The organism is Pseudomonas sp. GW821-FHT12A04 (assembly GCF_058807755.1).
Genome location: NZ_JBXAQZ010000006.1, coordinates 98160 through 109945 on the forward strand (window position 1 = coordinate 98160; position 11786 = coordinate 109945).

Annotated in this window: 11 protein-coding genes; 9 read left to right on the forward strand and 2 right to left on the reverse strand. The window is 57.7% G+C overall.

Annotated elements, in window-relative coordinates; translation table 11 throughout:
• Positions 1-189 precede the first annotated feature (189 nt).
• On the forward strand, positions 190-1674 hold the full coding sequence (gene prpD / locus AC1RS8_RS11475) for a 2-methylcitrate dehydratase (protein WP_489340074.1): 1485 nt from the start codon (positions 190-192) through the stop codon (positions 1672-1674).
• 117 nt (positions 1675-1791) lie between these two features.
• Here the strand turns inward: prpD and ppsR are convergent, their stop codons facing one another.
• Positions 1792-2610, reverse strand: coding sequence for a posphoenolpyruvate synthetase regulatory kinase/phosphorylase PpsR (gene ppsR / locus AC1RS8_RS11480; RefSeq protein ID WP_008048584.1), 819 nt, complete (start codon positions 2608-2610; stop codon positions 1792-1794).
• Positions 2611-2784: 174 nt separating this feature from the next.
• Between ppsR and ppsA the strand changes: the two genes are divergently transcribed.
• From ppsA to AC1RS8_RS11520, 8 genes are all read left to right on the forward strand, one after another.
• Entirely contained in the window at positions 2785-5160 is a 2376-nt protein-coding gene (ppsA, locus tag AC1RS8_RS11485; protein WP_489340075.1) for a phosphoenolpyruvate synthase, read from the forward strand.
• Positions 5161-5356: 196 nt separating this feature from the next.
• The gene (locus tag AC1RS8_RS11490; RefSeq protein ID WP_090454039.1) at positions 5357-6346 is read left to right on the forward strand and encodes an alpha/beta fold hydrolase; all 990 of its coding nucleotides are present in this window, start codon (positions 5357-5359) and stop codon (positions 6344-6346) included.
• 120 nt (positions 6347-6466) lie between these two features.
• Positions 6467-6958: a ribonuclease E activity regulator RraA gene (rraA, locus tag AC1RS8_RS11495; RefSeq protein ID WP_008027412.1), complete on the forward strand. Its 492-nt coding sequence runs from the start codon at positions 6467-6469 to the stop codon at positions 6956-6958.
• A 26-nt stretch (positions 6959-6984) separates the two neighbouring features.
• Positions 6985-7980: a zinc transporter ZntB gene (locus AC1RS8_RS11500; RefSeq protein ID WP_150812371.1), complete on the forward strand. Its 996-nt coding sequence runs from the start codon at positions 6985-6987 to the stop codon at positions 7978-7980.
• Positions 7981-8042: 62 nt separating this feature from the next.
• Positions 8043-8291 (forward strand): hypothetical protein, encoded by a 249-nt coding sequence (locus tag AC1RS8_RS11505; protein ID WP_008017601.1) that lies wholly within the window; start codon positions 8043-8045, stop codon positions 8289-8291.
• A 2-nt stretch (positions 8292-8293) separates the two neighbouring features.
• Positions 8294-9118: a mechanosensitive ion channel family protein gene (locus AC1RS8_RS11510; RefSeq protein ID WP_008048604.1), complete on the forward strand. Its 825-nt coding sequence runs from the start codon at positions 8294-8296 to the stop codon at positions 9116-9118.
• 90 nt (positions 9119-9208) lie between these two features.
• The gene (sigX, locus tag AC1RS8_RS11515; RefSeq protein ID WP_015096065.1) at positions 9209-9799 is read left to right on the forward strand and encodes an RNA polymerase sigma factor SigX; all 591 of its coding nucleotides are present in this window, start codon (positions 9209-9211) and stop codon (positions 9797-9799) included.
• Between the two features lie 107 nt (positions 9800-9906).
• Positions 9907-10938 carry an OmpA family protein gene (locus AC1RS8_RS11520; RefSeq protein WP_057715703.1) on the forward strand — a complete coding sequence of 344 codons (1032 nt, stop codon included), beginning with the start codon at positions 9907-9909 and terminating at the stop codon, positions 10936-10938.
• A gap of 73 nt (positions 10939-11011) precedes the next feature.
• Here the strand turns inward: AC1RS8_RS11520 and cobA are convergent, their stop codons facing one another.
• Entirely contained in the window at positions 11012-11776 is a 765-nt protein-coding gene (gene cobA, locus AC1RS8_RS11525; protein ID WP_057715702.1) for a uroporphyrinogen-III C-methyltransferase, read from the reverse strand.
• Between the last annotated feature and the right edge of the window lie 10 nt (positions 11777-11786).

Below are 11786 nucleotides of genomic sequence, written 5' to 3' on the forward strand. Positions count from 1 at the left end.
CAAACACCTGTGGGAGCGAGCTTGCTCGCGATGGGGCCAACACATTCAATACGTGTGCTGGCTGATGCACCGCCATCGCGAGCAAGCTCGCTCCCACAGTGGCCTGCATTTCAATCATAAGAATTTGTCATTGACTGAGATTGCCCTGAACCGAGGTCCCATCAACGAACACCGCAGAGTGAATCGAACATGAGTGCCAACGTCGACCTGAACAACCGCCCCGACTACGACAAGGTCCTGCAGGACATTGCCGATTACGTCCTCAACTACAAGATCGAGTCAAAAGAGGCGCTGGATACTGCGCGCAACTGTCTGATCGATACCTTGGGTTGCGGCCTGCTGGCCCTGCGTTTTCCCGAGTGCACCAAGCATTTGGGGCCAGTGGTAGAAGGCACTGTCGTGCCGTTCGGCGCCCGGGTGCCGGGGACCAGTTACCGGCTCGATCCTGTGAAGGCGGCGTGGGACATCGGCTGCATCGTGCGCTGGCTCGACTACAACGACACCTGGCTCGCGGCGGAGTGGGGGCATCCGTCGGACAACCTCGGCGGTATTCTCGCGGTAGCCGACCATTTATCACAAAAGCACCTGGCTAATGGTGTGGCACCGCTGACCGTGCGTACAGTGCTTGAAGCGATGATCATGGCCCATGAGATTCAAGGCGTGATTGCCCTGGAAAACTCGTTCAACCGTGTCGGCCTCGACCACGTCATTCTGGTGAAAGTGGCCTCGACCGCAGTCACCGCCAAGCTGATGGGTGCCAATCGCGAGCAGTTGTTGTCGGCGTTGTCCCATGCCTTTGCGGACGGTCAGGCCCTGCGCACATACCGGCATGCGCCGAATGCCGGTTCGCGTAAATCCTGGGCGGCGGGGGATGCGTCCAGTCGTGGCGTGCGTTTGGCGGACATGGCGATGCGCGGCGAAATGGGTATTCCCGGTGTATTGAGTGCCAGGCAGTGGGGGTTTTACGACGTATTGTTCAGCCACACCAATAACGATCTGGCGCTCAAGCCTGAAGACAAGCGTGCGTTCAGTTTCTCGCGACCGTACGGCAGTTATGTGATGGAAAACGTGTTGTTCAAGATCAGTTTTCCGGCCGAGTTCCATGCGCAAACGGCCTGTGAGGCGGCGGTAACCCTGCATCCGCAAGTGCGCAATCGTCTGCACGAAATCGACCGGATCGTCATCACCACTCACGAGTCGGCGATTCGCATCATTTCCAAGGTCGGCCCGCTGGCCAATGCCGCTGATCGCGATCACTGCATCCAGTACATGACTGCCGTGCCGCTGGCCTTTGGCAATCTGGTTGCCGAGTATTACGAAGATGATTTCCACAAGGCGCATCCGATCATCGATGTGTTGCGCGACAAGATGGTGATAGTTGAGGAGCCGCGATTCACCCGTGAGTATCTGGAGTCCGACAAGCGCTCCATTGCCAACGCTGTGCAGGTGTTTTTCAAGGACGGGTCGAGTACTGAAAACGTCGTGGTGGAATACCCGATTGGGCATCGTCGGCGTCGGGTCGAAGGCATTCCGTTGCTGGAGGACAAGTTCAGGGCGAACTTGCTGACACGATTCACCGGGCAGCGTAGCGAGGAGATTTTTGCGTTGTGCAAGGATCGGCAGAAACTTGAGGCGACACCGGTAAACCGGTTTGTTGATTTGTTTGTAATCTAGGAGACCGAGTTATCGTTCATCGCGAGCAAGCTCGCTCCCACAGGAGATCTGCGGTGAACACAAATCAACTGTGGGAGCGAGCTTGCTCGCGATGAGGGCCGAACAGGCAAAAAAGAACTACTTGAACCGCCGCTCCACACCTTTCTCCACGAGAATCTTCGCGGAGATTTCTTCTACGGAAAAGTGCGTGGAGTTGATGTTCGGAATGTTCTCGCGGCGGAACAGGTTTTCCACCTCGCGAACTTCGAACTCGCACTGGGCGTAGCTCGAATAGCGGCTGTTGGGCTTGCGCTCGTTACGGATCGCGGTAAGGCGGTCCGGGTCGATGGTCAGGCCGAACAGCTTGTGCTGGTGGGCGCGCAGGGCGGACGGCAGTTGCAGGCGCTCCATGTCGTCTTCGGTCAGCGGGTAGTTGGCTGCGCGGATACCGAACTGCATCGCCATGTACAGGCACGTCGGCGTCTTACCACATCGCGACACGCCCACTAGTATCAGGTCGGCCTTGTCGTAATAGTGCGTGCGGGCGCCGTCGTCGTTGTCGAGGGCGAAGTTAACGGCCTCGATACGCTCCATGTAGTTGGTGTTGGCGCCGATGGAGTGGGACTTGCCCACGGTATAGGAAGAATGCTCGGTCAGTTCCTGTTCAAGCGGTGCCAGGAACGTCGAGAAAATGTCGATCATGAAACCATTCGAGGTTGCGAGAATCTCACGAATGTCCTGATTGACGATGGTGTCGAAGATAATCGGACGGAAGCCGTCGGTTTCGGCGGCTTTGTTGATTTGTTGTACCATGGCCCGCGCTTTGTCCACGTTGTCGATGTACGGCCGCGTGACTTTGCTGAAGGTAATGTTTTCGAACTGCGCCAGAAGGCTTTGACCCAGGGTTTCGGCGGTAATGCCGGTACCATCGGAGATAAAGAAAGCAGATCGTTTCATTTGCACCTTGGGCCTTAAGCTAGTGACGAATCTTGGATATGATAGGCGCGATTTGCCGGCCGCCATTGGCCCGCATTCTCACTTATTTTCCAGGTCCAGGCCATATAACCGGCAAATGCTCACTTAAGCAGCCGGTTTCTGAGCTTTTCCAACACAGTTAGTGGAGAGATCACCTTGGTAGAGTACGTAGTTTCCCTCGATAAGCTCGGCAAACACGATGTTGAGCATGTGGGGGGCAAGAACGCATCCCTGGGCGAGATGATCAGCAACCTTGCAGGTGCCGGTGTATCGGTGCCCGGCGGCTTCGCCACGACCGCTCAGGCTTATCGTGATTTCCTGGAACTGAGCGGCCTGAATCAGCAGATTCACGATGCGCTCGATGCCCTGGACGTCGATGACGTGAATGCGCTGGCCAAGACCGGTGCCCAGATCCGCCAATGGATCATGGAAGCCGAGTTCCCTGAAAAACTGAATGCCGAAATTCGTACCGCGTTCGCCACGCTGTCCGCCGGCAACCCTGACATGGCCGTGGCCGTGCGTTCTTCCGCCACCGCCGAAGACTTGCCCGACGCATCCTTTGCCGGTCAGCAGGAAACCTTCCTGAACATCCGTGGTGTCGAAAACGTCATTCGCGCCGCCAAAGAGGTGTTCGCCTCGCTGTTCAACGACCGTGCCATTTCCTATCGCGTGCACCAGGGCTTCGACCACAAGCTGGTTGCCCTGTCTGCTGGCGTGCAGCGCATGGTCCGTTCCGAAACCGGCACCGCCGGCGTGATGTTCACCCTCGATACCGAGTCGGGCTTCCGTGACGTGGTGTTCATCACCGGCGCCTACGGCCTGGGTGAAACCGTCGTACAAGGCGCGGTGAACCCGGATGAGTTCTACGTTCACAAAGGCACGCTGGCCGCGGGTCGCCCGGCGATCCTGCGCCGCAACCTGGGCAGCAAAGCCATCAAGATGATCTACGGCGACGAGGCCAAGGCCGGTCGTTCGGTCAAGACCGTCGACGTGGACAAGGCTGAGCGCGCACGTTTCTGCCTGACCGACGCCGAAGTCAGCGAACTGGCCAAGCAGGCGATGATCATCGAGAAGCACTACCAGTGCCCGATGGACATCGAGTGGGCCAAGGACGGTGACGACGGCAAGCTGTACATCGTGCAGGCCCGTCCGGAAACCGTGAAGAGCCGCACCCAGGCCAACGTCATGGAACGTTACCTGTTGAAAGAAACCGGCACCGTGCTGGTGGAAGGCCGTGCCATTGGCCAGCGCATCGGCGCCGGCAAGGTCCGCATCATCAAGGACGTGTCCGAGATGGACAAGGTCCAGCCAGGCGACGTACTGGTTTCCGACATGACCGACCCGGACTGGGAACCGGTCATGAAGCGCGCGAGCGCGATCGTCACCAACCGTGGCGGCCGTACTTGCCACGCGGCGATCATCGCCCGTGAGCTGGGTATTCCAGCGGTAGTAGGTTGCGGCAACGCCACCCAGCTGTTGAAAGATGGCCAGGGCGTGACCGTTTCCTGCGCTGAAGGCGACACCGGCTTCATCTTCGAAGGCGAACTGGGCTTCGACATCAAGAAGAACTCCGTGGACGCCATGCCTGAGCTGCCGTTCAAGATCATGATGAACGTCGGTAACCCGGACCGCGCCTTCGACTTCGCGCAGCTGCCGAACGCCGGTGTGGGCCTGGCCCGCCTGGAGTTCATCATCAACCGCATGATCGGCGTGCACCCGAAAGCGCTGTTGAACTACGACGGCCTGCCGCAGGAAATCAAGGACAGCGTCGACAAGCGCATCGCCGGTTACAACGATCCGGTCGGCTTCTACGTCGAGAAACTGGTTGAAGGCATCAGCACCCTGGCGGCTGCGTTCTGGCCGAAAAAGGTCATCGTGCGTCTGTCGGACTTCAAGTCCAACGAATACGCCAACCTGATCGGCGGCAAGCTGTACGAGCCGGAAGAAGAGAACCCGATGTTGGGCTTCCGCGGTGCCTCGCGTTACATCAGCGAATCGTTCCGCGACTGCTTCGAGCTCGAATGCCGCGCCCTCAAGCGCGTGCGCAACGAGATGGGCCTGACCAACGTCGAAATCATGGTGCCGTTCGTCCGTACCCTGGGCGAAGCGAGCCAGGTGGTGGATCTGCTGGCGGAAAATGGTCTGGCTCGTGGCCAGAACGGCCTGCGCGTGATCATGATGTGCGAACTGCCGTCCAACGCCATCCTGGCTGAAGAGTTCCTCGAGTTCTTCGACGGTTTCTCCATCGGCTCCAACGACCTGACCCAGCTGACCCTGGGCCTGGACCGTGACTCCGGCATCATCGCCCACCTGTTCGATGAGCGTAATCCGGCGGTCAAGAAGCTGCTGGCCAATGCGATTGCCGCGTGCAACAAGGCCGGCAAATACATCGGTATCTGCGGTCAGGGTCCTTCGGACCACCCGGACCTGGCCAAGTGGCTGATGGAGCAGGGCATTGAAAGCGTTTCGTTGAACCCTGACTCCGTACTGGAAACCTGGTTCTTCCTGGCGGAAGGTCAAGCTTCGGCCTGATCCGGTGTAAACGGGCCGCCCTCTCTGTAGGAGCGAGCTTGCTCGCGAAAAACCTCAGGACACCGCGTTTATCCAGGATGAACGCGTTATCGTTGACGTCCATCGCGAGCAAGCTCGCTCCTGCAGGGAGCGGTCTTTATGAGATTCAAGCAGGGCGGGCTCCATCTGGATGCCGCCCTTTTTTGTGCAAGAGATTATGCAAAGCAGCAGCAACCTATTTCCTGTCGCCCTGATCAGTGCCGAACGGCGCGGTGATCTGAGCGAAGATGTGTATCGTTTGAAACCCGGTAACAGTCCCGACTTCACCGTCGAATTGGCTGTGACACGCCTTGGCATGGCCGATGAGTCGTCCTCCCGTGGCGTGCCGGTGATCCTGCTGCACGGCAGCTTTTCCAATCGCCGGTTCTGGTTTTCTCCCAAAGGCCTGGGGTTGGGCGCTTACCTGGCCCGTCTGGGGTTCGATGTCTGGATTCCGGAAATGCGCGGTCACGGCCTGTCCCAGCGTAACCACGACTACCGCAAGAACCGTGTTGCCGACTACGCACGCTATGACCTGCCGGCCATTGGTGCGTTCGTGCGCGAACAGAGCGGGCAGGTGCCACACTGGATCGGTCACTCACTGGGCGGTATTACACTGGCCGCAGCGCTGGGTGGCGAGTACATCGGTGAGCCGGTCGTGGCCTCGGCGGCGTTTTTCGGTACACAAGTCAGTCGCACCTACTGGCCATTGAAGATTCCGCCGGTAGAGTGGAGCGGTCGCTTCATTCTCAAGCGTTTTGCCCAGTTGTCCGGCTCAAGGCTCAAGCGTGGTCCGGAGGACGAGCCCATCGGCCTGGCCCTGGAAGGCATGCGCTGGTACGGTCTGTTCGGGCGCTTTGGCGATGCCGATAAAAACTGGTGGGCGGGTTTGGCCGAGGTCAAGTTGCCGGTGCTTGCCGTGAGCGCTGCGGGTGATCATCAGGATCCTGCGTGGGCGTGTCGCAAGCTGTTCGAGCAGTTCGGTTCCGAGCACAAGCAATTCATCAACCTGGGGCGCGAGCAGGGCTTCGGCGACAATTTCGGTCACGTGGAAATGCTCGTCAGCAAGGCAGCCCAGGCTGAAGTCTGGCCTTTGGTGACGCGCTGGTTGGCCGATCAACAGACACCTTTGCCGGGAGCGCAACAGGATTTGGTCGCGGCGATCTGAGCCTGACGCTCTGACAAGGGCATTTCGCTCCGGTCGGCTTGCGGCTAAGATATGACGCATTGAGCTGTTCTGGTCACTTTACGACATCCTCGATTGTCTTCCTCTTACAGGAGTTTCTCGATGAACCATTACATCACGCCTGACCTGTGCGACGCCTATCCGGAGCTGGTGCAGGTGCTGGAACCGATGTTCAGCAATTTCGGCGGCCGTGATTCCTTCGGCGGCGAAATCGTGACCATCAAATGCTTTGAAGACAACTCGCGGGTCAAGGAGCAGGTCGAGCTCAAGGGGAATGGCAAAGTGCTGGTGGTAGACGGTGGCGGTTCCCTGCGACATGCGTTGCTCGGTGACATGCTGGCCGAGAAAGCCGCGAAAAACGGTTGGGAAGGGCTGGTGATCTACGGTTGCATCCGCGACGTCGATATCATCGCGCAGACCGATCTGGGCGTTCAGGCCCTCGCCAGCCACCCGAGGAAATCCGACAGGCGCGGGCTCGGCGATCTCAACGTTGTGGTGACGTTTGCCGGCGTGACGTTCCGTCCAGGCGAATACATTTATGCGGACAACAACGGCGTGATCATCTCGCCCAGCCCGCTGAAAATGCCTGAATAAAGCGCCGGTTGACCAAAGGAGTGCGGATGTTCGAGGAAGAAAACGCGCAATGGGGGCTGGTGCATGCCCTGGTGCTGGACGGTAAAGGCGGTGCGCGTTCGATTGCCCGGACTGAACTCGATGACTTGCAACTGCAGGCCCATGAAAGCCTGTGGCTGCACTGGGATCGCAGTCATCCGCAAACCCGGACCTGGTTGCGCAAATCCAGCGGTCTGAGCGAATTCAGCTGTGACCTGTTACTTGAAGAAAACACCCGTCCGCGACTTTTGCAGCTTTCGGACAGCGAACTGCTGCTATTTTTGCGCGGGGTCAATCTGAACCCTGGCGCCGAACCGGAAGACATGGTGTCGGTGCGGATTTTCGGCTCTGCCCAGCGTGTCATTTCCCTGCGTTTGCGTCCTTTGCGTGCCACTGACGAGTTGCTGGTGCAACTGTCCGAGGGCAAGGGGCCGAAAACTGCCTCCGAACTCATCCTTTGCATGGCGCAGTACCTCACCAACAAGGTGCAGGATCTGGTCAGCTGTCTCTCGGAAGTGGTCGATGAGGAAGAAGAAAAGCTGGATACCGACGAACGGTATACTCCTGAGCACGGGGCGGTTTTGCAGATTCGTCGCCGGGCGGCTGCGTTGAAGCGCTTTCTGGCTCCGCAGCGGGACATTTTCGGGCAGTTGACGCGAATCAAGTTGCCCTGGTTCGTCGAGGATGACGGTGATTACTGGAACGAATTGAACAACAGCCTGACCCGCTACCTCGAAGAGCTGGAATTGACCCGGGAGCGGGTGGGGCTGGTCCTGGAGGCTGAAGACCGTCGCTTGAGCGTGCGCATGAACCGCACGATGTATCGCTTCGGGATCATCACCGGGATCTTTTTGCCGATGAGTTTTCTGGCCGGGCTTTTGGGGATCAACGTCGGTGGAATTCCATTCTCTGCCAGCCCTTACGGCTTTCTGATCGCTTGCCTGATGATGGTCTCGGTGGCGCTGGGGCAGTGGTGGTTGTTCCGACGTTTACGCTGGGTCTGAGGGAAACCATGTGACCCGACCAAAACTGACCGCGTCTCCCACAGACATCACGAGAGGTGCGTATGCACGATCCGTTTGAACAGTCTTTACGCGACATGCTCAACGCCTCACCGTCCACCCGGGACGACGATGCGTGCCTGGGGCGTGTGCTGAAAACCGCCAACCGCCAGGTCGGCGCCGGTGATCTGTTCAGCCTGCTGGGGCGCTGGTTGCCCGCACTGATGATCGCCCTGAATAACGGATCGGCCCATGTCGCGCCGGTATCCCGTCTTCGTAAACCTACTGCTCGCACTGCTGATAAGGCTGATTGAATATGGAACTTGATCTCTGGACTCAGAGCCTCGTCACTGCAATGACTGCGTTGTGGACCAAGGTTGCGAACTTCATTCCGAACCTGTTCGGCGCACTGGTTGTGCTGCTGTTGGGTTTTGTCGTGGCCAAACTGCTGGACACCTTGCTCTCGAAGTTGCTCGCCAAACTGGGCCTTGATCGCTTGATGGGTGGCACCGGCCTGACCAAATTGCTGTCTCGTGCAGGGTTGCAAGTTCCTATTTCGACGCTGATCGGCAAAATCGTCTATTGGTTCGTTCTGCTGATTTTTCTGGTTTCTGCCGCAGAATCCCTTGGCCTTGAGCGAGTTTCAGCTACGCTGGACATGCTTGCGTTGTATTTGCCGAAGGTGTTCGGCGCGGCGCTGGTGTTGCTGGTCGGTGTCTTGCTGGCGCAACTGGCCAACGGGCTGGTGCGCGGAGCGGCAGAAGGCGTGGGGCTGGACTATGCTTCAGGGCTTGGACGGATTGCCCAGGGCTTGGTGATCATCATCAGTATTTCGGTTGCGATCAGCCAGTTGGAGGTCAAGACCGACCTGCTGAACCATGTGATCGTGATCGTGTTGATAACCGTTGGTCTGGCAGTAGCGCTGGCCATGGGGTTGGGAAGCCGGGAAATTGCCGGCCAGATTCTTGCGGGAATCTACGTGCGTGAGCTGTACCAGGTTGGGCAACAAGTGCGTGTTGGCGAGGTCGAAGGCCAGATCGAAGAGATCGGCACGGTTAAAACCACATTGCTGACCGATGAGGGTGAGCTAGTCTCTCTTTCCAATCGGATCCTCCTTGAGCAGCATGTGAGTAGCCGCTAACCCGGCAAACCCTGCTAATGTATGCCGCCGCAAAATGCCTGCTCACGCTGGCTGCGGCGGACATTGACCTGACTGTCGGCCCGACTTGTTTTGAATAAAGCCCAATCGTTATCCATGCGCTACGACCCCCGCGAGCTCTCTGATGAGGAGTTGGTCGCGCGCTCGCATACCGAGCTGTTTCACGTAACACGCGCCTATGAAGAACTGATGCGGCGTTACCAGCGAACATTATTTAACGTGTGCGCACGATATCTAGGGAACGATCGCGACGCAGACGATGTCTGTCAGGAGGTCATGTTGAAGGTGTTGTATGGCCTGAAGAACTTCGAAGGTAAATCGAAGTTCAAGACATGGCTATATAGCATCACGTACAACGAGTGCATCACACAGTATCGGAAGGAACGGCGAAAGCGTCGCTTGATGGACGCATTGAGTCTTGACCCCCTCGAGGAAGCGTCTGAAGAAAAGACGCCGAAACCTGAGGAAAAAGGCGGACTTGATCGCTGGTTGGTGTATGTGAACCCGATTGATCGTGAAATTCTGGTGCTACGATTTGTCGCAGAGCTGGAGTTTCAGGAAATCGCAGACATCATGCATATGGGTTTGAGCGCAACAAAAATGCGGTACAAACGCGCTCTAGATAAATTGCGTGAGAAATTTGCAGGCATTGCTGAAACTTAGTTCAGCGCAAATATCTCTTACGTGTAGGCAAGTTCTGTTAGACTTGCCGCCGAGTTGTCCCCCGGTTTGCGGGACTGCTTCACAATCACCAGATGGGGATTTAACGGATGAAACTGAAAAACACCTTGGGCTTGGCCATTGGTTCTCTTATTGCCGCCACTTCCATCGGCGCTCTGGCACAGGGCCAAGGCGCAGTTGAAATCGAAGGCTACGCAAAGAAGCAATATTTCGATAGCGACCGTAACTTCAAGAACGACGGCATCCTGCCGGGTGGTTCTATCGGTTACTTCCTGACAGACGACGTTGAACTGCGTCTGGCCTACGACGAAGTGCACAATGCCCGTGCAAACGATGGCAAGAACGTTAAGGGCGCGAACACCGCTCTGGACGCTCTGTACCACTTCAACAACCCAGGCGACATGCTGCGTCCTTACGTCTCGGGCGGTTTCTCCGACCAGAGCATCGACCAGAACGGCTCGAACGGTCGTAACCGTTCCACCTTCGCCAACGTTGGCGGCGGTGCCAAGCTGTACTTCACCGACAACTTCTACGCCCGTGCTGGCGTTGAAGCTCAGTACAACATCGACCAGGGCAACACCGAGTGGGCTCCTAGCGTCGGTATCGGTGTGAACTTCGGTGGCGGCAGCAAGCCAGCTGCTGCTCCAGTTCCAGCTCCGGAAGTTTGCTCTGACAGCGACAACGATGGCGTTTGCGACAACGTTGACAAGTGCCCAGACACCCCAGCCAACGTAACTGTTGACGCTGACGGCTGCCCGGCAGTTGCTGAAGTTGTTCGTGTTGAGCTGGACGTGAAGTTCGACTTCGACAAGTCGGTAGTCAAGCCAAACAGCTACGGCGACATCAAGAACCTGGCTGACTTCATGAAGCAGTACCCATCCACCAGCACTACTGTTGAAGGTCACACTGACTCCGTCGGTCCTGACGCTTACAACCAGAAACTGTCCGAGCGTCGTGCAAACGCCGTTAAACAAGTTCTGACCAACCAGTACGGTGTTGAATCGTCCCGCGTTCAGTCTGTTGGCTACGGCGAATCCCGCCCAGTTGCTGACAACAAAACTGACGCTGGTCGTGCAGTTAACCGTCGCGTAGAAGCGCAGGTTGAAGCTCAAGCTAAGTAATTAGCTCGCAGCTCTGAAAAGCCCGGCTCAGGCCGGGCTTTTCTTTGTCTGCAATTTAGTGGAACAGCTGAAACTACGCTGACTGATCTGCCGCCATCACAGGCAATTCACGCTCCCACAGCGATTGAGTTGCACAGGCTGCCACTGCACCGATCACCAGTATGGCAGGGCTTTTCAGCTGGAATCTGTAGGCCGCTTCATCCATGTTTGTGAGAGTGCTCCGACATTCCCGTTGATGGGGCAAGGAGGCATTTTCAATCATGGCCACGGGCGTATCCGTTGCCATGCCGCCGGCCAATAGCTGCTCACGGATTTCACCGAGCTTGGCCACTCCCATGTAAATCACCAACGTCGTTCCGCCTTGGGCCAGTGCCTGCCAGTTCAATTGGCTGTCGTCCTGGGTGTGTGCGGTGACCAGCGTGACACCACGGGCTACACCGCGCAAAGTCAGCGGAATATCGCATTGCGTTGCCCCCGCCAGTCCGGCAGTGATGCCGTTGACCAACTCGGCTTCGACCCCACGCTCACGCAGCCACTGCGCCTCTTCACCACCGCGACCGAAAATGCATGGATCGCCGCCCTTGAGCCGCGCTACGCATTTACCCTGCCGGGCATAACGAAGCATCAGGCGATGGATGAACGCTTGCGGGGTAGAGCGGCAGCCGCCACGCTTGCCCACCGGAATGATCCGCGCCCCAGGGCAATGCTCGAGTACCGCGACATTGACCAGGTCATCGATCAGCACCACATCTGCCTCGCGCAAGGCACGTACCGCCTTCAACGTGAGCAACTCCGGATCACCCGGGCCCGCACCTACCAGCCAGACTTTTGCACTCATAGTGTTTTCC